Genomic DNA, 21,283 nt, shown 5'->3' with positions numbered 1-21,283 from the left:
CTATTAATTAAGTCGTTTTTTCAACCAATTTATTTCACCCTTGATGGATATTTTAGTTAACCGTTTTACCATTTGTATGAATAAGCCACTTAACATTGATTTGTTTTGGTAAGGGGCTTTAGGCCAATTAAATTTAGGTGCTTTATATGGCGATATTTCCGGTCTATTTTTGTATAAGTTCAAAAAACCGTAGTTTTGTAACACCAAAATCATTATTCGAGTATACGTTTTGGTAGCTGAACAGTTAAGTCTATTGAGTATATATTCTTCAAAATAGTTGGCTTTATCTAAAAATACTTGATTGACAGTCGGGCTATAATAATAAGCTGCTGCAAAAATTTGTACTTTGCGTAAATCTTGGGCCGTCCAAGTATCATTAGGGTACTCGAGAATATCTGGCTTTTCTAAATATGGGTTTTCATATATAAGCATCCATCTAGCAAAATTGAGTAAACTGTCTCGACAATAATAAAAGTTGTCATCCAGTTGTTGCATACTTTCTTTAATCGCTAAGTATTTACAAATAGCTTGCAGTAATACGGTATAAAACCAAGTGTTTTCAACATCATCTAGGTTACGTTGATTGATATCTTCGTTCGGGTGGAAAGAGTTTTTGAAAATGTGTTCGGCTTGTTCTAAATAATAGTGCTTTTGAGTTAATTCAAAACTATCTAATAACGCAATGACATAGTTTGCTGTGCCTCTATCTAAAGGGTATTGCCCAGTAAAATGATTTTTATAACCTGCTACATGCCTATTTTTGAAAGCGAGCAATAATTCTAAACAAGTACCAGAACCTTCATATACATGAGTAATCCAGTTGGTTAGGGTTAGCACCGCTTGTTTAGACGCCTCGTTAGCTGTCAGCATGTGGTGTAAGCATAAACCAGTGGTATAACAATGTTGTCCTCCAGGGCCGCCACCGCCAGCATGATCTTGATATGCGTCACTAGGCTGATGTTCTGAATAAGAGCGATGGGAAGATGTATACGCTTGGAGATAATGATCTGTGTGCCAAAATAACCCTCCATTGTATTCAGGCTTATCTTGGTCAGTGTGATAAATATCTATATCGACTACATGTTTAGCTAAGTCATCGGCCAACTCAAACCATCTAGGGTCGCCAGAAACTAAAAATTGTTTGAGAAAACCCAAGATAGGATCATATTGATTGTTGTAATGGGAAACAAAAATATCTTCACCAGAGTGTTCTGCTGTTTCGTGATCTGCATACAAATCACCAAAATTACGCCAGCCAAACTCATCTAAAGCTTCTCGTTTTTTAAAGAAGTTTTGTTCACTTTCAAGGGCGTTGTTAATTAATTCTTGCCAAGCACTGGGGAGCTGTGTAAATGACATCAATTGGCCTAAGCTGGTTTGTGCTAACCAAGTGTCAGGTATTTTTACACTTTTAAAAGTATGTACCCAAGCTAAATTATCGTTCGTTATTGTCGATAGCCAAATTTCATGAGTTTTCTTTTCTCCTCCTTGTAACTCGTGCAATGTCTGCTTTTCAGCTGGGAAAAATTCAAAGGTGATATTTTTGTCACTAGCGAGGAGTGAAGAGGGAAAATTTTGCCAAAATTGGGTTTGCGTGAGCTGTAATTTATTCGGGATAGTTAGATTGGGTGTGGCTCTACTTCCTGTTGCAATAATCTTCTCTTGTTGGATGATATCGTAACCATTCTTTTTCAATGGTACTTTGCCCGTTTTGTCTACATGAACTGGGCTTTGCCAATTTTCTCCGCCACTTGCATATTGACTAATACAAATTGATTTAGTTACTAGGGTCTGTTCTTTGCCAACTAAGTCGCTGGAGTAGCACCAAGCTTGAGGCTCTGCATTATCTAGGCTTAAGTTGAGGCTATTAAACATAAACGAACTAGGGTCACCTAAGTCCCACAATCCCATATTGTGTTCGGCTGCTTTCGGATTATGTATGATGAGTTGAATATTCAGTAGCTCAGCATTTTTATAAAAAGCGAATGTTAAGGTAAACAGGCAAGGGGGCTGCGGTTGTTGATCGGAAAATTGACCTTTTACTATGATCTCAAGATCAGAATTTTCTTGGCTCAGTAAACTTTGTTTTCTTACTATTTGGTAATCTACAGTGTTAGGAATTAATTTTGAGCCTAGTGCATCTTTTAAATTAATTGTTCCAGCTTGTTTCACTAAGTGGTTTGTGTAATTTAATTCAAAACTAGATTGATTAAGATTGTAACTAAATACAGTGTTTTCTGTTTGTAACTTAATGAACTGCTGATCAATATCTAATACAAATGAATCTTCTTTTGGCGTAATTGAAGCTGCAAAGCTAGGGTCAATCACTATCTCGATTTTTTCAACGGGATGGCAGGAGAAATAAATAATTATTAAGCATGACTTAATACTTTTGTCATGCCAGTTTGAGGTTATTTGTGCACTCGCCTCAACCTTGTTGCCATTTACTTCAATTGACATTTGATCAAGTGATTTGAGTACACCACAAGGTAATGGTAGACCAAACTTAACTAAAGGTGAAGTTTGTTGTTTCTTCAATAGGACTGGAATTCTAATCACTTGCTGCTTATACCTATTAATCTTTATTCGAGGGAAATATGATTTGTTTTAAATGACGTAGCTGTTTTATCAAAATAAGTAAGCTTGAGGGTTTTGAAAAACAAACGAGAGCTTGAGGCTCTTCTACCACGTTACTCATTGATTGTTTGTATCTGGCATCGCCAGCCAAAAAACTATATTTTTGTATATTACATTTTATCGCTTGTTCTATCACTAAAGTATGGGCCAATAAGCCTATTTTAATTCTATTGTCTGAATGGGTTTGTATGCCAGATAAATAAAAATACCAAGCATCTTTTGTTTTTAACAAATAAAGTAAAGCTAAAGCTTCTCCATTCAGTTCTAAAGCGTAAATATCTGAGTAGCTATTGTTCACATCTTTAATAATGATGCTTTTATGGAAATTCACGAAAGTAGTGTTGTCGAAACCGCTGCCTAGCTCGGTATCTCGCCATTTTTGCTGATGAAATAAACTTATCAGCTGAAAAAAGTTTTGCTTTTCTTGTTCTGTTTTAGCAATAGTTAATTTTACTTCGCCGAGTTGGTTAAGTAATTTTTGTGAACGATTAATTTGTGATCTAGTGTTTTTAGATAAAGAAGAAAGATATTGGGAAACATCTTGCATTTGGCTTAAATCGACGGAAAAATCGGCAGAATGTACAATTGTTCTTGATGGCCCTAAAACCTCTTCGAATTTGGTTAATAGGGACTGTTGAGACATACCAACGTAAAATTCATGCCAACGGTTGAGCTTACTTTTTATATATTCAAGTAGTGCTGCTCTTACTTCTTCTTCGTACTTTATATCAAGCAAAAAGTCATTATGTTCAATCCAAGTTTGATCAACTAAATCATCACCATATTTATGTAACCATAATGTTTGGATGGCGAAGCTGTTAAAAAAAACACGTTTGGTCTTTTCGCAGCAGAGCCCTAAACCTACTGGTTTATTATTAACATTTGCTTCAATTACGAGGACAGTAGAAGGAATGGATTGCAGCCAAGCTGAAATCCAATTCCAATCTAAAAATACACATTGTTTAGAGCTTAAGAATAGAGAGGTCCATTTATTCTTAAGCGTATTTTCGTCTTCCAATGCATAGTGAGATACAGATACTTTCAAATCATTCCCTATGAGCTTACAACCTATATTTCTAAACTAGAGTGCACTATTGAGTCGTTTCAACTCTTGTTCTTGAGATATATTTGTAGCTTTTACTCTTCTTAAAATCCCTTTTGCTTCTGAGTATTGCTTTTCTGCAATTAGAACTTCTGCATAATGGAGTTGTATGACAGCCTGATCAGGTAATTTTTCATAGGCTTTGGATAAATAATACAGAGCCTCTCTTGGTTTTTTCTGTTTATATATTATCCAGCCTAATGTATCCATAAAATAGGGAGAATCGGGAGCTAATTTATTTACCTTCGCTGCATATTTGTATGCTTCGTCAACCCTACTTAATTTAACTAATACATCTGCGTAATTATTTAATGTAATTAAATGGTCGGGAAACCTAGTAATAATTGATTCATAATGCTCTGCTGATTTTTCATACATACTATGTGTGCTGTAGAACTCGGCGACATAATGTATTTCTTTAAAGCGAGCCGGTAGTTTTATTAACTCTTGTTCTAAGTACTTTGCACCTTCTGCAGCCTTTCCTAAGCCAGCTAGGGAGTCTGCTAACAGCTTTGCTGTCTCAAAAGAAGGCGTAGAGTTGTAGTGTTCTTTTAATAATAAAGCGGCCGTTGAAAAGTCTTGTTGCAATAAAGCTAATTCTCCATCAAAGAGCTTGAGTAAAGGGTTGTTAATATTTTGCTTCTTTAATTCATCAAGTTTTTCTCTTGATTCTCGAACTTTTCCTGTTTTTAGCAAAAAGCTCGCGATAAATATGTCAAAGCCTTGTTCGTGAGGGAATAAATTAGTTGCCTCATTCGCCATTATAAGTGCTTTGTTATAGTCTCCACTTTCATTTAGGGCTTCTAGAGCATAAAGCCAAGCTCTTTTGTCTGAAGGATATCTTTCCTTCCATTGTGAATAAGTGTCAAACGCCTTATTAAATTGTTTTTGTGCAAAATAAGTATTCCCTAAAGCGGCAAATATTTCTTTTGAAGGTTCGACAATATTTGAAAGCAGTGAGATGGCTTTCTCCGGCTGTTTTTGATAATTATATAATAAGGCGAGTGCGGCTTTCGTCGTCATAGTTATATCGTTGTCATCAGCGTTATCTGTGATTATTTTTGTAAAAAATGGCTCTAGTTGCTCTACTTGTTTCTGATCTACCACAATATTGGTGAGAGTTATCATAGATTGGAGATTACTCAAGTCCATATAAACTAATCGCTCTGCGAGCTCTCTAGCTTCGGGTAATCTGTTTTCTCTCGCATTGAGAAGCATAAGAAAACGAGTAGATATGGGGTGCTCCGAATTTTGTTTTAAATTATTTTCAAGTAATTTTCGGGCTTCAGTATTTTTATTTATCTGTAAATAGATATATGCCTCAAGGGCAGTACCATTTTCTGAATCGATTTTTTGCCACTTTTGAGCTGTTTCGAGGGCTAAATCGATATCGCCGGCTTGTACATGAGCTTGTGCTAATAGCATCCAAGCCTCGTCTAACTCTTCATTGGACTTAATAGCATGCTCGAGATTTTTGATTCCTTCAAAATCATCATTCAATAGCCTCACTAGCCCTTCTTTTAATAAATTTTCCGAGTTATTAGGTGTAATTGAGTTCGATTTACTAAGAAAACTTTTAGCTTTTTCTAGGTTTCCTTGTTGAAACATCCTTATTCCAGCTTTCGAGTAAAGCTCTGATTCATATTTTGAATCTCCTGAGAAGTTTGACATTAATGTCTCAATGTTATCCGTGTAGCCTAGCCTTAATTGCACCTCAGCTAATAACCTTTTACCTAAATGATTATTAGGAAGGCTTGGTGCTACTTTACTTAAATACCTATATGCACTTTCTAATTTGTTTGTTCGGTAAGCTGTCACTCCTGCTAATAAATTGCTCACAGTATTATCGATACCATTTTGAATCGCGGTTTCCACTGAAGAAAATGAATCTTCGAATTTTTCGTTTTTAAATTCAATCTGTGCTTTTAATAGGTTTATATAGGCGCTTTTACTATTTATGTCATACAGAAAATTTACATGTGATTTTGCTTCGTTTTGCCTATCGGCTTTAATTAAGATTTCAGCTAACTGAAATCTGGCCACATAATAATTAGGTGCAATTGCTACTGCATTTTCTAAGTCTTCTATAGCCTCGGGTTTATTGTCTAGAAAGGTGTTGACTAAACTCGATAATAAGAGTTTTTCTAATTTATTTTTATCTTGGTTTTGAAAAGTATTTATTATTTCTTCACTTTGCTTTAAGTTTCCAATGGCCAGTGATTGGTATGCTCTTGCTATAAGTTGATCATCATTTTCTAAATATCCTATTTCGATCTGTTCAACATTTTCTTCTGTCTTAAATTTAGATAAATAATTGAATAAATTAACGGAGCTCAATATCGCTTTATCGTCTGTTTTAAAGTCTTTTGTTAAATTAATCACTCGGAAAAAGTCATTTTGGTAAAATATTGTTCTGCTTAGTGGGGGGATGACTAAGTCTGCAGGCGCACCGAGTTCTAGGGCTTTTCTCAACTCTTTTTCAGCTTCTTCGTATAAACTTTTTTCGAAGTAAAAATGACCAATTTTCACTCTAGTATTGAAGTTTGATGGCTCAATAATAATCGCATTTTTAAGAGCTAAAATTGCAGAATTAATATCATGATTAATGTAACTAACTCTAGCGGATTCAATATACTCCTGCTCTGTTTTTTTATTACATCCTATAAGCGGTATGACTGATAAAGCCAATAATAAACTGATTAACTTCTGACGCATTCTAACTCCATTAGTAAAAACTATATTACCCAATTACTTATGAGAAAACATATCTTAAATTTTTCGTTCTTCGACTTATGTAAACTCATTCTATTACAGTTGTTTATAAAAAATCATACTTATTTTTACAAATTCCCATTACTTAATCATTTGCTGAAGGTGCGTATCTACCAGGTGAGATTACGTTATTCGGATCAATTGTTTCTTTAAGTAAATTGACTGTTTTCCAAAATAATTGATTTGGATCAAGCTTCTGTTGTTGCACTACATCCATCCTATAAGGAACAAACCCTCGTTTTTTTCCTTCGGAAATTAATTCATCCAAGCAGTTGTGAGCTGATTTTTTGGCCTCACTATTGTGTAAATCAAAAACGATGGGAACTGTTGAATCAATACAATCGTGTTTTAAATTGGTAAAGGTAATTAGAGGTTCTATGCCGTATTTGGGCGTTGTTAATTTAACAAACTTTACAAATTCAGCTAGCTTTTCCGGGAGCATAGGAATTAAAGGGGCATACCATAACAGCCCGCATTCATCTTGTGCAGGAGATAGTGCATTATTTTTGTTCGGTTCGACTCTTGGATTACGCCAGTATGCGAGTGGCAGCGCTACTTGGTTAGGTTTGCCTAACATTATCTCTTGTCCCTGCTGCAAAGATAATAACTGGCTTTTTATGTTATCAATTGCTGATAGTGATGGTAAGGGCACTTTAGCTAAAGTTGTCGCTAGTTTTAATAGCAAGCTGTCTGAAAAATACACTTTTCCGATTTTTTTTGCTCTCTTCTTAAATTCCTTCTTCGCACTATTTACAATTGTTTTTGTGCCATAGAGTGACCCTACTATCATCCATTCTGGTAAACGTTTATTGTTTGCAAGCTGGATAACTTGTTCTTGTGTCATATTGGTATGTTTATCAGTGCCATTAGGATTTTGTGCAGTCATGGAAATAAGTCGATTTCGATCCATTAAATTAATAGAGCCAGTAATTGTTTCGAAATCTTTCAAAAATTCTCTGATCAGCAAAACCGAGTCTTGAAAGTTATCGTTATTAAATATCTGCAGGTAAAAAGAGCTAAAGTATACTGGTTTGGGAGCTAATCTTATTGTCACCTCAGTCACTACGGCTAAATTACTCTGGGTAAATAGTCCGTCTAAATAGGGCCCTAAACCCCACTTATATGTTTTGTCTATGAAGTCATCTTTTGATTGATCTAACTCTGATACAGCGGAATTATATTGTGTGTGACATAGTTCAGGATGAGGTAAATAGGCTTTCAGAGCGTTTACTGCCATGAAATGGTCTGTTCTTGGGGTGATGCCGTAGCCTCGCTCAAGGGCATTACTTAATATGCTACATGAAGGGCCCGCGCCAGTGACAGGAACCATATAATCCCAATTATTTTGTTTTAAATAATCATATAGCTCTTGCTGAGTCACACCCGGCTGTAAGGTAATCAGACCTAATTCTTTAGAAGTTGGGGTTATTTTTTTTAACTGTCCCAGATCTAATATAATCAATGGTTTAGTTAATTTTTGTTTGGGAATTGAGCCATAACCCCAATTATTACCACTGCTCAGAGGAACAAGGTGAAATCCTATTTCGTTTGCTAATTTTAGAATATCTGGTAAAGCATTAGGTGCTTTTACAACAATTGCAGCATAAAGCGATTCTGGTGTAGCAAATGTAGTTTTTCCATACTGACCGCTTGCTTGTTTTTCACATAAAATAGTGACCAAGTCTGAGTCTAGATTTTTTTTAAGAGTATTAACTATATCCATTTTTGTCTCACTTATCTTGACCTGCGTGATACGAATTGCTCGTACTTTATCAGATTAAAATTGAAAGATTGAATGGTTTGTTAAAAAAATAAGTATATAGGAGGATAATTATTAATAGTGATAAATAATAACGCAAAAAAAAGAGCGATTATAAATCGCTCTTTTTAAGTAAACTTTAATGTTACTTATTTTTTTAATCTTCTTCCAAAACCTAGACCTAATAAGCCTAAACCTAATAGAGCTAAACCAGTAGGAGCTGGAACTTGAATGTCTGGACGTTTATCTAATCCAATTACGATATTATCAAATTCACCGGCAACACCAGAGGTCAGTACGCGAAATTTGTTGAATGATTCAGCAATAGTAAAGTCGATGTTAACGTAAACATTTGTTCTATCATCTACTTGGTCACCTGAAGTTCCACCAAGTTCATCGAATAATTCTTGACCAGTTATTGTTTTTAACAAGGTATCATCTGAGTAAAATTCAAATGAATTATATATATCTGCAGAACCCCAGTAAAAACCAAGATAGTTAATACTAGAACCAGCTAAGTTTGGAACCAAACCACCGATTGATGTTAAAAAGCTACTATAATCGATATCTACATAACTAGGTTGTGCGCCAGCTGTTTGTGGAGTGGTATAAGCGTAACATGTTGTATCATTAGCAGGAGCTGCTGCAACACTAGTAACAGAGCCTTTTCTTACATTTACTACGCCTGGAGCGCTTTGAGTAAGGGCTAGTGGCGAATTAACTGCACAACCTGCACTTGGGTTAGCACCATTATCCGCTGCATCGGTAGCATTTACCGGTGTAGTAACATTGTAAGCCGTATTTTGAGTGCCAGGAATGCCAGAAAAAGCTGGAACTTCAGTAGCAATATCAAAAGTCTCAACGAAATAACCTTGAGTTACATCAGTTATTATGTTGCTTGCGTCAATTTTGTTACTTGTTTTTGCAGAGCCATCAGTCGCTGCTTGCCCACCAAAAGTAACTGTTGCTGCAGTCGCGCTGCCGGCAACACCCATCGCAAGCACTAAACTAGCAGATAGTAATTTTGTTTTACTTATTAAATTTTTCATATTTTGCATTTCCTTGTTATGGAGAATTTCTGAATCATAATACCTAAAGCATTCTTTGTGCCAGTTTTAAAAAGTTGTTTAAAAACAAGTGGTTGATTTTTTTTCCCGAAAATGAGTTACATGGAATGTAAATTTTTCTGACAGATCTTTAAACCTTTGGCTGTGTTGATTTGTACTGTGCTTCAATTTTTTTATCTATGTTTTTAAGCATACTTTTAAAACCTGGACTTAGGCCATTCATCAACAGATGTCTACTTATATAATATGGTGCTCTTTTTCCATGGTACTCCACAACGGGCCCTACTTGTTCAAAAGGAATACCAACAAAGCGTAAACTCCGTGCAAGTCTTGGTTCCATCATAACAAAGCAATGCTTTATCCCTTGGCGTAAACAAATTGATGCGACTGAAAGATAAAGACCTACCGCAATAAATGGAAAACACCTGAGTTCTTTTTCAGAATAGACTGTTTGGTTAATTACACCTGTGGCTGAGCCTTTAAACTTATCTGTTTGACGTTTTCTGAATTGGGCTGGGACTGCTAGTCGAGATATTTCACAAATTTCTTCTCTTGGAAAATCATTTGGATGAACATTATCTTCGTCTATCGAACTCATACAGTACTTTTCGATAGGCAATAATTGGCTTTCATTTGCTGACTTTACAATTCGAACTGTACCCGCGTATTCACCTGTAGGCATATGTTGAATTAAGCAATGGGTTGAGTGACTATCAAAATCATCGATTTCTAAACCACTTGGCTTCATTTCCTCAAATTTTAATTCTCGGCAATAGACTTCATGACGAATTTTATAAGCTTCGGTTTGTAGTGATGGTTCTAATGCTAGGACTGGACTTAAATATTCAGAAAAGTGAGCTGAAATTTTGTTAGCTTGCCGACTGACTTCAAAATTAATAATTTTTTTTATAATAGGACCAATGAATGGTTTATTTGCATATTTTCTAAGTTTTTTCACTTCATATTCCCTTAGGATACTTTATTAGTATCTCGATCTCTTTCCATTCGGTTAGGTACAAATTCTAGTGCTGTTTGATAACCTGCCAAATATAAGTCTTCTTTCTGCTGGACCGTCATATTAAAATCTACAGGAGATAATTTGCCAGTATTTACAACTATGGTATTTTTCCAGTATTGGTCATGTACGTACTCTCTAGACATTGCTGTCATAAAAGTTCTAACAAGCATCATCACATATTGTTTTATAGGCAACCAACTTTTTTTAAATTTTTTATCTGCCACTTGATCACTTTTTAATCTGAAACAAATGACTTGCGTACCATCATCAGCCCAATCTTGATATAGCGCGTCTTCTGATAAAATGGCGCCATCAACTAAAATATGTTCTTTATAAGATTGAAAACTAAAAAATAGAGGGATCGACATCGAAAACCTAACTGCTTTTGATACTTTTAAGTGTGGTGAATTTTTTTTATTAAAGGTTACCGGCCCACCGCCATTCACATCTGTGGCTAAAATATTTAAGTGGTGTGATATTTGAGAAAATGTTTTGCCACCGAGCTTGTTGTCTATCCATGCTTCAAATTTATCACCATTACTGAGTCCCCCTTGTAATAATAAGGTAAGCAGGCTGAAGCCTTTAAATTTCTTGAAATCAGTTTCTATTGCTAATTCTTTGATTTGCTCTAAAGGCATCCCCGAGCAATATAAAGAAGCGACTATCGAACCGCCAGATACTCCAACTATATGATCAAAGCTCACATTTAGCTGGTTTAATGCATCCAAAATACCAATATGCGCGGATAATCGAGTCCCTCCTCCAGAAAATATTGGTACAATTTTATTCACTTAATGTCAGCCTCTATCTTTATATCTTAATCGTTATAGTTGGTTATTATTACGAAATTATTGATGCCATTGCAATTTAACGTAGATAATTCTGATAAATTAAACCTAAATATTCATGTATGGCTCTCTCACTTCTATATAAGCTTCGAGCGTTGGGCAAACCTAACATGGGTTCAATTTTTCTATTACTCATGTGCTCCACAGGGATTGGTACAACTTCAAGACCTTGTTCTTCAAAATATTGCACAGCTCTTGGCATATGGCTAGCTGACGTCACTAAAGAAATGCGTTTACCTTTCAATAAAGGTGCTAGAGCCACAGCTTCCGCCTGAGTATTTCTGCCTTGTGATGCGGTGATTATATCCTGACTTTTAACGCCTAGAATTTCGAAGAATGACTTATTGCGCTCGGCTATCGATTTTTTTTGGTTTTGGCCTAAAACTGCTCCTGCTAGATAAATAGGAAGTGGGTACTTTTTATACATTAAACTGGCGTGTAAATTACGTTGTAGTGAGCAATTAGGCCAATGGGAAACAAATGGGAGCTCATCATCCTCAAAGTAATAACACGCCAATACTACTATGCCATCCGTTTGTTTCCATTTGTTGGAGTCTAGTGAAACTACGTCATATTGATCTTCTAAGTGCTTAATCATCAGTGCACTTGGGTAGGTTAAGGAACAAACATACAGCCAAAAAATGGGTAGCAAAGATAACCATTTACACGTTTTTGGCAATACGTTAAAAGTAACTAATATTCTAAAAAATACAAATAGTAATGGCGTATGCACCAGTGGTGAACTAATAAAATTAGCTATATCAGATAACATTACCTAAATCCCTTTTTACTGTAATATCTATACATTAGGTGTATCAATCTTTATATTAATCCACAATGTTTTTGATGTTAACCTCAACTATTGTTTTAGCCAATTAATGTGTTTGTTCTGCCAATTGTTGAAATGTGAATATAAGTGTTTGGGAGATTATCAACTTGTGTTGATGATGGGTTTCCCAACCCAAATATCTGCGGGAAAAAATATTCAGTTATTTCTCTGCCAGTCAGGCCTATTTTTGTATGTGTAAAATTTTTTGACATCTTGGGGCGTGAAGTTGTCTAACCCTTTTTATTTAGTTGATATTGTTAATATCTACTGAGGTATTTGTTAGTTTAAATCATTGATGAGAAACTTATAATTAAATGGCCGATATACATTGTGTATGTGATTATACTCATATCCACCGTTGGAACAGTATTTAAAAATCAATGATATTAAAAAAAATTATAGTTACAGGGCTTATTGCGTTAATGTTTGTATCGACTGTTAATGCTCATTCGATAACCAAAGTCGTTGCCCAAGTGAAACCCTCAGTTGTAGGTGTGGGACTATATGATGCATTAGGAGTGCAAACACATCAATTACATGGCACAGGTTTTGTTTTTGGTGATGGTTCTCTAGTGGCGACAAATTACCATGTAATCGATAAGCCATTAGATCCGCAGAAAGTACAATATCATATCGTTTTTTCAGGAACAGGAAGAAAACCTAAAATAGCCAGAGTAGAAATCATTGCCAAAGATCGTGAACATGATTTAGCAATTTTAAAGTTACCCAGCCCATTAACTCCGTTAAAATTAGCAGACTCACATTATGTAGATGATGGTACTGATGTATTGTTAACAGGATTTCCTATTGGCGCGGTACTAGGTTTATATCCAGCAACTCACAGAGGAATAGTGGCAGCCACTACACCCGATGTGATACCCACAGCGCATTCTAGCCAGTTGTCAATCAACATGTTAAAGAGGCTGGATAAAAAGTTTATGATTTATCAACTGGATATTACAGCTTATCCGGGCAACAGTGGCAGCCCACTCTATGATGCTCATAGTGGCGAAGTTTTGGGCATTTTGAATAAAGTATTTGTTAAAGAAAGTAAAGAATCGGTGTTAGAAAAACCATCAGCTATCAGTTATGCAATCCCAGTTAAATACTTAATTGAACTTGCTAAAGGTAAGAACCTAAAGGTAAAATGACGGTATAAAGTATATAGTGTCATTAATTTTTACATACCTAGTTTTTAACTATTTATTTATCCTTGTTTTTCAATTGGTTATGAAGTGGTCTAATACTTGCTTTATTCTATGGAATTAGTGAAAAGAATTTAATTTAAGGAATTGTTATGAGTCTTGATAATCCAAAAGGAATAGAATCTTCGGTTTCTAACAACACAAAACAACGTCGTACGTTTTTAAAACGGGCGTCAGCAGGTGCCGTTATCGCATCAATACCGGGTCGTTCTGCATGGGCAACAATTGCGGGTTCGGTTGTGGCATCTGGGCATGGTTCAAATAATATACCCAGTACCAGTGTTGCTCCTATTGCATTATTATCTCACGGTTTTTGGAAACAAAGACTACATCCTACAAGGAATAATGGCCGCCGTGGATCCCATCGAGCAGATAATGTAGCTTTCAATTCAGTATTTACTGCTTCAAGTATTACTGACACATTTTATGAAGTGCTAACCGGAAGCCAAGATAACGTTCATTTTCAAATGGTGGCAATGTACTTGAATGCTAAATATCATGGAACGCTGGGCATAAATTATCCCGTCGTTTATAATGCTTATTATTCTGAGGCAACAAACGCAGCATATCCTGATTTAGATGCGTTTGCCCAACAGTTGTGGAGCTTATCCTTAACTAATTCTAATTTTGGGTCAGAACTTGATGATTTGATTAATAATAATCATGCATATTAAACCTTAGTATAATGCTTGGTATTTTTTTATCGAAAGGAGTGATTTATCACTCCTTTTCTGATCATTCAAGTTGTGTCTTTTTAGACTTATATTCAGGGGAAACGTTGAGTATTTTAATGTCAGAAACTGAAATTGTTAAGGCTTTGACAGGTGAAATGAAATTGGATAAATCAGATGTGAAAAGTCTTGCGATGAGTTCTCTAATGCAGAAAAACATCTTAGTTCCTTTAGATAATAAAAATCACTGATGCCTGCTAGTTATTTTATAGATTTACATCCTTTTTCATTTTCTGTTAATACTGACCTCCCTCAGGTAGCTCAAAATTTAGCTACTATTTATGGCGAACGTTTTAAAAAAACAGTAGATACAGTAGATACAGTAGATGAAGTGGCTGATTATGAATTGTCGGTGCAAAAGTCTTCGGGCTTACGTTCATTTATTCGTCCTCAGGCTCGATTTTTTTGCGATCAGCTAGAACCTTTCAAACCTCTGAGCTTTCAAAAAGCTTATGCATTTTTAGAATGGGGGATGAATTGGACTGTGGCTGGTAATGAAGTACAGCATGTTATCATCCATTCTGCTGTGTTAGCTAAGGGCAATAAAGCTATTTTGTTTCCTGCCCCCCCAGGTTCAGGAAAAAGTACACTAACCGCCTATTTAGCCCATAACGGCTGGCGTTTGTTATCAGATGAAATGGCCTTAATTATTCCTAATAGCAAAACAGTGGTGCCATTTGTTCGACCTATTTGTTTAAAAAATCAATCGATTGATATCGCAAAAAAATTATTCCCTGAAGGGAAGTTTTCAGACATAGCTAGAGATACCCATAAAGGGGATGTAATTCATTTGTCTCCGCCTGAGTTAAGTTGGCAAAATCGAACAGAAACTGCAGAATTGGTTGGCGTGGTATTTCCAAATTATCGAGTCGATCAAGATTTACAAATATATCAATTAGATAAAACTCAAGCTTTTATGCAGCTGGTTGATAACGCAATAAATTATAGTGTGTTGGGAGGACAGGCTTTTAATACATTGACTCATGTGATTGAAGGTGTTCAAACCTTTGAAATTTTCCACAACGATTTACAGCAAGTAGCTGAATTTTTAGAGCAGGAAATTATTGGAAATGCTTAACCTTTCAGCTCGCGATGTTTGTTCAGTGTATATCAAGCCCGAAGTTGCATTGGCCTTTACGCCTAAACAGTGGCAACAATTGGTTTTAATTTTACGTCATCAACAGTTATTAGCCTGCTATTCGGCCGTTTTTAAACAAGCGGGTATTTTTCAAAAAATTCCCCAACAAGCTCAACGACACTTTTTAAATGCAGATGTGCTGGTTGCAAACCATAAAAAGCAGGTGATGTTTGAAGCCGCTGAGTTACAACGTGAGATTGGTGACAAGCAGCAATATTTAATTTTTCTAAAAGGGGCTGGGTATACCTTATCAAAGACTAGAGTAGGGGATACTCGAGTCTATAATGATATAGATATATTGTCGGATAAATCTTCAATCGATGAGATTGAAAAAAAGCTGTGTCTATTTGGTTGGTTATCAGAAGAGTTAACCGAACATGACGAAAAGTATTATCGTAAATGGGCTCATGAAATACCGCCATTACGTCATGGTAAACGTGGCACTATTATAGATATCCATCATAATATTGTGCCGATTATTTCAGGTCGGCAATTAGATGCAAACCAGTTTGCTACTCATAGTGTGACTACAGAAGATGGCTTTCAAATTTTATCTTTTGCCGCTATGACCTTACATAGCTTAATTCATTTGTTTTTTAATGAAGATGTTAAAAAAGGCTATCGAGATATTATTGATATTCATACTCTAATGACTTATCACAGTGAGGGTGATTATTGGCAAGAGTTACTTTCATTGAGTAAAGAAACGGGCTTTGAATTAGAGCTATTTCTGGCTTGTCGTTATGTGCAACAAATACTAAAAACACGTATACCTGAAGAAATTACTGAGCAAGTCGCCAAAAATATTCCGTGGAATATTGGTTATTTAGATTTTGTTTACAAAAAGGTATTACTGCCAAGTCACCCTAGCTGTCGCCCCAAATTTTTTGCTTTGGCTGAGTTTCTGGTTTTATTGCGTGGACATTTCCAAAAAATGCCGTTACACATATTAATATTTCATTTAACCACTAAGAGTCTCGTTGGTTTGACCCAGTCTTTATTAGGAAAACACTTTTTTACTAAAGAGTTAGATCAGCCTTAAACTGTATTTTCGATTTAATCTCAACTAGACAACTCTTCACCTACCTCTGTAATTAATCTTCTTAACCATATATGTCCAGCGTCGTGCTGTAAAATAGCACTCCAAGCCATTTTTAATGGGAAAGGGGGGATATAAAACGGTGGTTCAAGTATTTTTACATTAGGATCGTTTTTATATAGATTTGCTGCCCGCTTTGGTAATGTTGCGACTAGGTTTTGTTCTTTGGCTAGTTGCAAGGCAACGTGGTAATGACGTGTAAATACCCTGATATCGCGTTTTTTGCCCAACTTGGTTAATTCAGCATCTACCCAGCCCAATTTCTGTACCGCATTAGGATCGATTCCTACACCCACACCAAATCCTGTTTTACTAACCCAAATATGTTTGTTTTTAAGGTAATTATCTAAATTGAATTCTGAGACTAATGGATTTCGGCTGTTCATCACACAAGCGAACGAGTCTTGCCAAATCACTTTTTGGTGAAATGATTGGGGTAGTTCTTCAAAGCGATTAATCGCCATATCGACTTTGCCTTGCTCCACGTCATGAAAAGTCACATCACTTGGGGTGATTAAATCTAAGGTGATATTGGGAGCGAGTTTATCTAGCCTTCTTATGACTTCCATTAATAAGGTTGATTCAGCGTAATCACTGGCCATAACCCTAAATGTTCTATCACTAATGAGGGAAGAAAATTCAATTTCAGTGTTGATTGTATTTTCTAATTTCGACAAAACATTTCTAATAATCGGCTGTAGTTGGGTTGCTCTTTGGGTTGGTAACATGCCACTGCTAGTACGAATTAACAGTGGGTCTTTAAATAACTCTCTTAACTTTTTTAAATTGTTACTCATAGCAGGCTGGGTAATACCTAATTGATTGGCTGCTTTTGTAACGTTACCTTCACGCATTAGCACATCAAGATAAACAAGCAGATTCAAATCGATTTTGGTTATGTTCATATTATATTTTTCTAGAGGTTATCTGTTACTGTGATTTAGTAGTAAATCATAACCTATTTATGGATGGATATTTTTTACATAAGTATCGAAGTGAACACTTATTAAATTATGATGCTGCGGAGTATTAAAATACGGTGACTGTTTATTTCCCTAGAATTGTATACAAGGCTATTGTCAGTTAATCTTAATTTACTTAACAGCTAAGCTTTGAACCGTGAGCGAGAAAACATTTATGTCAGATTTATTGTCTTCTGTTGACCAAAGAACACAACTTGTTGGCGAAAACAGATTAGAACTGCTTATGTTCAAGTTAGGTACTAGACATACTTTTGCGCTAAATGTGTTTAAGGTGAGGGAAGTTATTACCGTTCCTAAAATGAATCAAATGATAGGTTCACATCAGCATTTAAAAGGTGTCACTGACTATCGAGGAAAGTCTATTCCGGTGATTGATCTCCGTTCTGCGATTAAAATCACCCACGGAGCAGAAAATTACCAAACCGAAAATGTCATTATTACTGAATATAACCGGACTGTGCAGGGATTTCTCATTGGGCAGGTGATGAATATTGTGAACACCTCCTGGAGCGAAATCCAACCACCGCCGACGGCTGCAGGAAAAAATAATTATTTAACCGCTATTACCCAAATTGAAATAGATAATAATAAAGAGTTAGTTGAAATTATTGACGTAGAGAAAGTATTAGCGGAAATCGTTGAATACGACACGAGTATATCCCCTGAAATATTAGATCAGGAAGTGGCATCTCATCTTCGCGGGAAAAAAGTATTAATTGTCGATGATTCATCTACAGCTAGATGGCAAATTAGAGAGACTCTTTGCCAACTTGGGATGGTAATCATCGAACAAAATGATGGTCTTAAAGCTCTTAATTTACTGAGAAGTTGGGCTGATGAGGGTAAGGAGGTGACTGATGAAATTTTGCTGATGTTCACCGATGCCGAAATGCCAGAAATGGATGGTTACCGTCTAACCGCCGAAGTACGCCAAGATCCTCGAATGAGTTCACTATTTATAGTCTTAAATACCTCATTAAGTGGAAGTTTTAATGAAGCAATGGTGAAAAAGGTTGGGTGTAATCGCTTTATTTCAAAGTTTCAACCAGACCTTTTGGTCGATGTGGTGCAACAGAGGATGCGCGAAATTTTAGCTGAGTAGAAATAACTGTATATTTGACGTGATAAAGCTAATTTCTTCTTTATTAGTTTTTATAAAAAATTCACAATATAAGGTAATATCCTTGGTATCGATAAGATTGTATTTAGTTCTTAATTGCAATTTTCAATTTACATCCTTTATATGGAGACAATATGAAACTACTGGTTTCTCTTTTAATGGCAGGTATATGTTCGTCTACTTTAGCCGCACAGGCGCCGAAGAACATTATAATGATAGTCGGTGACGGAATGGGGCCAGCTTATCCTACTGCCTATCGGATGTTTGCTGATGATATGTCTACTCCAGAAGTAGAACAGACTGTATTTGATCGTAACTTAGTCGGTATGGCTAGTACCCATCCCCACTTAAACTCGGGCTATGTGACTGATTCTGCAGCCGGTGCAACGGCTTTGTCATCAGGTATAAAAACTTACAATGGTGCGATTGCAGTCGATGTTGATAAAAAAGCGGTGCGTACTGTTTTAGAATTAGCTAAGCAGCAAGGTCGTAAGACAGGGGTCGCAGTGACTTCGCAAATTAATCACGCTACACCTGCAGGTTTCAGTGCTCATAATGAAAGTAGACAAAATTATGATGTTATCGCCAATAGTTACTTTGACGATAGAATAGAGGGTAATTTTGTATTGGATGTGATGTTAGGTGGGGGCTGGAAATACTTTGCAAGGGACGACCGAGACTTAACTAAAGAGTTTCAGCAAGCGGGTTATCAGTATATAGATGACATAGCTAAATTAGATCAGTTACAAAAAGGCAAATCCGTTCTAGGCTTGTTTGCTGATACAGGTTTACCTTGGGCTCTAGATTCAACTAATAAACAGCGCTTGCCTCAGTTAACTAAAGCAGCAATAGCACAATTAGAGAATGAAAATGGCTTCTTTTTATTAGCAGAAGCGAGTCAAGTGGATTGGGCTGGTCATGCTAACGATATCGCTGCTGCTATGTGGGAAATGCGTGATTTGGCGATTACTTTAGAATGGTTAGAGCAATATGTAAAAGATCACCCAGATACTTTGGTTGTATTGACCGCCGATCACAATACTGGCGGGGTTTCTATTGGCGCCAATGGCAAGTATAAATGGGAACCTAAAATTTTAAGACAGATGGATGTTTCACCAACTGAAATATCTAAACAATTAGTGGACTCTAAAAATCGCGGTGAATTGGCTTCATCTTTGTTAAAATTTCAATTAACAGCAGAGGAATCAGCAACGTTAGATAAGCCCACTAAAGAAAAAGAATTATATAACGCTATTAAAAAGATAATTGATGTTAGGACTTCTACAGGTTGGACATCTGGCGGCCATACAGGTGTAGATGTACCTGTATTTGCAATGGGCGCAGGTCGTGAAATGTTTATCGGGCACTCTGATAATACTGATATAGCCAAAAAGATATTTGAATTATTACAAGCCAAATAATCTCAATTAAACAGCATTAAAAAAAGCCCGCATTATCATGAATAATGCGGGCTTTTTTATTGTTCTGTACTAGGTATTAGACTATACGTCAGCTAAAAATTTCTCTAACTCTTCGCCTGTCAGTTTTTTGATTTGTGAAAATAGATACCACAAAGCGGCCATCAACATGATCATGCTAGGGATCACAATCACTGGGTAACTGAGAGCCGTCATTCTGCCTAACTCTTCGGTATATTCTGTTGTTCCTGGAGGGCTTACTAAAATGACTTTTGCTAAAATATAATTAAGAGCTGACGATAAGAAAAATGAGCCAGCGACTATATAAGAACTATTGGCCATCTTCTTTTCAAATACATCTGTATTGCCTGCGTTTTCTAATGATTGGCTTAAATTAGGCCAATTCACTATTTGTTCATTTAATACAAATACTTTCAGTAATGGTTTGCTTGTGCGTTGAGTAAAAAGTACCGCTAAGCCTATTATACCGGGTATAGCTGCTTCTTTTATGGCGATATATTCAGCGGGTAATTCCAATAAACTGATGCCGCCGGTTAAAAATACACTGACGATACCCAATATAGAAAAGGCATTAAATTTACCTGATTTTTTTAAATCCCAAAGTCCATAGCCTATTGGGAAAATAAGAGCCGCCACTATACTCCAAGCGGGCCCTAGATATTCATCACCACTTAATTTAGACATGATGACGACAGGTATAATGATGTTAAATGCTAAGTTGCCTAGCAGGCCACCTTGCTTTTGAGGTTTTGTTTCAGACATTCCTGACCTAATAAATTACACAATAATTTTGTGAGACTAGTATATTCAAATTCTTAGCAATCGGCTAAGAATAGTTTGTAGATATTCATACTTTGGCTTGTGCCCACAACTTTGCAGCAACTAATCCTGAAATAAAACCAAAAAGGTGGGATTCCCAAGAAATGTAAGGGCTAGACGGTAGCACGCCAAATATTAATCCTCCGTAAAAAAAGCCGACAACAAGTGATATTAAAATAAGCTTAAATTTACCACTTAAAAAGCCAGCTAAAAGTAAATATCCAAAATATCCGTATATCACCCCACTCACACCGATGTGAGTGGCAGAGCGGGCAAATAACCAAACAAGTATTCCTGTTAATAAGGTGATAAAAATAGTGATTAATACATAACGCTTTAACCCGTATTGCAACAGTAGATAACTAAAAATACATAAGGGCAGAATGTTAGAGAAGTAATGTTGCAAACTGCCATGAACAAACGGCCCAGTGATTATTCCCATTAATCCTGGGATGTATCTAGGTATGTTGCCAAATTGGTTTAACCATCTTCCTGTAAACAAATTAAAAATTTCTATAACAGTAAAAATAATAAAAATACTGAAGACCAGTTTAATCTGTTGTTTATGCTCGATGTATTTCAATACTTGCCTCATGGTTAATAAGTTTGTGATCACATTTTGCCTGATTTTCAACAGAAAACTCATGTCAAATTGTGACAAATAATATATTTAATCCGTCATGTTTGTGGTTACTATCTGTAACACAATAAAAATAT

17 protein-coding genes are annotated in these 21,283 nt (G+C 36.0%); 6 read left to right on the top strand and 11 right to left on the bottom strand.

Annotation, left to right across the window (positions count from 1 at the left end):
- Positions 1 to 3: 3 nt before the first annotated feature.
- The 8 genes from GQR87_RS17675 to GQR87_RS17640 all read right to left on the bottom strand — a co-directional run bounded on the left by GQR87_RS17675 (position 4) and on the right by GQR87_RS17640 (position 11,975).
- Positions 4 to 2,538, bottom strand: a complete 2,535-nt coding sequence (locus tag GQR87_RS17675; RefSeq protein ID WP_158971633.1) for a hypothetical protein — start codon at positions 2,536 to 2,538, stop codon at positions 4 to 6.
- A gap of 37 nt (positions 2,539 to 2,575) precedes the next feature.
- Positions 2,576 to 3,682, bottom strand: coding sequence for a GNAT family N-acetyltransferase (locus GQR87_RS17670; RefSeq protein ID WP_158971631.1), 1,107 nt, complete (start codon positions 3,680 to 3,682; stop codon positions 2,576 to 2,578).
- 36 nt (positions 3,683 to 3,718) lie between these two features.
- Entirely contained in the window at positions 3,719 to 6,454 is a 2,736-nt protein-coding gene (gene prsT, locus GQR87_RS17665) for an XrtA/PEP-CTERM system TPR-repeat protein PrsT (protein ID WP_158971629.1), read from the bottom strand.
- Between the two features lie 142 nt (positions 6,455 to 6,596).
- Positions 6,597 to 8,234: an FAD-binding oxidoreductase gene (locus tag GQR87_RS17660; protein ID WP_158971627.1), complete on the bottom strand. Its 1,638-nt coding sequence runs from the start codon at positions 8,232 to 8,234 to the stop codon at positions 6,597 to 6,599.
- 185 nt (positions 8,235 to 8,419) lie between these two features.
- The gene (locus GQR87_RS17655) at positions 8,420 to 9,319 is read right to left on the bottom strand and encodes a PEP-CTERM sorting domain-containing protein (protein WP_158971625.1); all 900 of its coding nucleotides are present in this window, start codon (positions 9,317 to 9,319) and stop codon (positions 8,420 to 8,422) included.
- Between the two features lie 148 nt (positions 9,320 to 9,467).
- Positions 9,468 to 10,295, bottom strand: coding sequence for a PEP-CTERM/exosortase system-associated acyltransferase (locus GQR87_RS17650; RefSeq protein ID WP_158971623.1), 828 nt, complete (start codon positions 10,293 to 10,295; stop codon positions 9,468 to 9,470).
- Between the two features lie 11 nt (positions 10,296 to 10,306).
- Complete coding sequence (locus GQR87_RS17645) at positions 10,307 to 11,146, bottom strand: patatin-like phospholipase family protein (RefSeq protein WP_158971621.1); 840 nt, start codon at positions 11,144 to 11,146, stop codon at positions 10,307 to 10,309.
- Positions 11,147 to 11,222: 76 nt separating this feature from the next.
- Positions 11,223 to 11,975, bottom strand: coding sequence for a YdcF family protein (locus tag GQR87_RS17640; RefSeq protein WP_158971619.1), 753 nt, complete (start codon positions 11,973 to 11,975; stop codon positions 11,223 to 11,225).
- A gap of 479 nt (positions 11,976 to 12,454) precedes the next feature.
- Here GQR87_RS17640 and GQR87_RS17635 point away from each other — a divergent pair, with 479 nt between their 5' ends.
- The 4 genes from GQR87_RS17635 (at position 12,455) to GQR87_RS17620 (ending at position 16,148) form a co-directional block, all read left to right on the top strand.
- Complete coding sequence (locus tag GQR87_RS17635; protein WP_233267309.1) at positions 12,455 to 13,183, top strand: serine protease; 729 nt, start codon at positions 12,455 to 12,457, stop codon at positions 13,181 to 13,183.
- A gap of 146 nt (positions 13,184 to 13,329) precedes the next feature.
- Positions 13,330 to 13,911, top strand: coding sequence for a hypothetical protein (locus tag GQR87_RS17630; protein ID WP_158971615.1), 582 nt, complete (start codon positions 13,330 to 13,332; stop codon positions 13,909 to 13,911).
- Positions 13,912 to 14,158: 247 nt separating this feature from the next.
- Positions 14,159 to 15,046 carry an HprK-related kinase A gene (locus GQR87_RS17625; protein ID WP_158971612.1) on the top strand — a complete coding sequence of 296 codons (888 nt, stop codon included), beginning with the start codon at positions 14,159 to 14,161 and terminating at the stop codon, positions 15,044 to 15,046.
- Positions 15,039 to 16,148: a nucleotidyltransferase family protein gene (locus GQR87_RS17620; protein WP_158971610.1), complete on the top strand. Its 1,110-nt coding sequence runs from the start codon at positions 15,039 to 15,041 to the stop codon at positions 16,146 to 16,148. The genes GQR87_RS17625 and GQR87_RS17620 overlap by 8 nt, the downstream gene beginning before the upstream one ends.
- A gap of 20 nt (positions 16,149 to 16,168) precedes the next feature.
- Here GQR87_RS17620 and GQR87_RS17615 read toward each other — a convergent pair whose 3' ends face one another.
- The gene (locus GQR87_RS17615) at positions 16,169 to 17,110 is read right to left on the bottom strand and encodes a LysR family transcriptional regulator (RefSeq protein WP_158971608.1); all 942 of its coding nucleotides are present in this window, start codon (positions 17,108 to 17,110) and stop codon (positions 16,169 to 16,171) included.
- Between the two features lie 232 nt (positions 17,111 to 17,342).
- Here GQR87_RS17615 and GQR87_RS17610 point away from each other — a divergent pair, with 232 nt between their 5' ends.
- Both GQR87_RS17610 and GQR87_RS17605 read left to right on the top strand, forming a co-directional pair.
- Positions 17,343 to 18,290 (top strand): chemotaxis protein CheV, encoded by a 948-nt coding sequence (locus GQR87_RS17610; protein WP_158973081.1) that lies wholly within the window; start codon positions 17,343 to 17,345, stop codon positions 18,288 to 18,290.
- A 152-nt stretch (positions 18,291 to 18,442) separates the two neighbouring features.
- A complete protein-coding gene (locus GQR87_RS17605) occupies positions 18,443 to 19,729 on the top strand; it encodes an alkaline phosphatase (protein ID WP_158971606.1) in 1,287 nt (428 codons plus the stop codon).
- Positions 19,730 to 19,810: 81 nt separating this feature from the next.
- Here the strand turns inward: GQR87_RS17605 and GQR87_RS17600 are convergent, their stop codons facing one another.
- Both GQR87_RS17600 and GQR87_RS17595 read right to left on the bottom strand, forming a co-directional pair.
- Positions 19,811 to 20,509: a VC0807 family protein gene (locus GQR87_RS17600; protein ID WP_158971604.1), complete on the bottom strand. Its 699-nt coding sequence runs from the start codon at positions 20,507 to 20,509 to the stop codon at positions 19,811 to 19,813.
- Positions 20,510 to 20,594: 85 nt separating this feature from the next.
- On the bottom strand, positions 20,595 to 21,161 hold the full coding sequence (locus tag GQR87_RS17595; RefSeq protein ID WP_158973080.1) for a rhomboid family intramembrane serine protease: 567 nt from the start codon (positions 21,159 to 21,161) through the stop codon (positions 20,595 to 20,597).
- Between the last annotated feature and the right edge of the window lie 122 nt (positions 21,162 to 21,283).

The sequence above is a fragment of the Paraglaciecola sp. L3A3 genome (assembly GCF_009796765.1).
Lineage (GTDB): Bacteria > Pseudomonadota > Gammaproteobacteria > Enterobacterales > Alteromonadaceae > Paraglaciecola.
This window is presented reverse-complemented; position numbering and strand designations above follow the sequence as displayed.

Excerpts from the sequence above, each read along its gene's own strand:
- prsT (WP_158971629.1), bottom strand. The coding sequence starts at position 6,454 with ATGCGTCAGAAGTTAATCAGTTTATTATTGGCTTTATCAGTCATACCG.
- GQR87_RS17660 (WP_158971627.1), bottom strand. The coding sequence starts at position 8,234 with ATGGATATAGTTAATACTCTTAAAAAAAATCTAGACTCAGACTTGGTC.
- GQR87_RS17655 (WP_158971625.1), bottom strand. The coding sequence starts at position 9,319 with ATGAAAAATTTAATAAGTAAAACAAAATTACTATCTGCTAGTTTAGTG.
- GQR87_RS17640 (WP_158971619.1), bottom strand. The coding sequence starts at position 11,975 with ATGTTATCTGATATAGCTAATTTTATTAGTTCACCACTGGTGCATACG.
- GQR87_RS17635 (WP_233267309.1), top strand. The coding sequence starts at position 12,455 with ATGTTTGTATCGACTGTTAATGCTCATTCGATAACCAAAGTCGTTGCC.
- GQR87_RS17630 (WP_158971615.1), top strand. The coding sequence starts at position 13,330 with ATGAGTCTTGATAATCCAAAAGGAATAGAATCTTCGGTTTCTAACAAC.
- GQR87_RS17625 (WP_158971612.1), top strand. The coding sequence starts at position 14,159 with ATGCCTGCTAGTTATTTTATAGATTTACATCCTTTTTCATTTTCTGTT.
- GQR87_RS17620 (WP_158971610.1), top strand. The coding sequence starts at position 15,039 with ATGCTTAACCTTTCAGCTCGCGATGTTTGTTCAGTGTATATCAAGCCC.
- GQR87_RS17615 (WP_158971608.1), bottom strand. The coding sequence starts at position 17,110 with ATGAACATAACCAAAATCGATTTGAATCTGCTTGTTTATCTTGATGTG.
- GQR87_RS17610 (WP_158973081.1), top strand. The coding sequence starts at position 17,343 with ATGTCAGATTTATTGTCTTCTGTTGACCAAAGAACACAACTTGTTGGC.
- GQR87_RS17605 (WP_158971606.1), top strand. The coding sequence starts at position 18,443 with ATGAAACTACTGGTTTCTCTTTTAATGGCAGGTATATGTTCGTCTACT.
- GQR87_RS17600 (WP_158971604.1), bottom strand. The coding sequence starts at position 20,509 with ATGTCTGAAACAAAACCTCAAAAGCAAGGTGGCCTGCTAGGCAACTTA.
- GQR87_RS17595 (WP_158973080.1), bottom strand. The coding sequence starts at position 21,161 with ATGAGGCAAGTATTGAAATACATCGAGCATAAACAACAGATTAAACTG.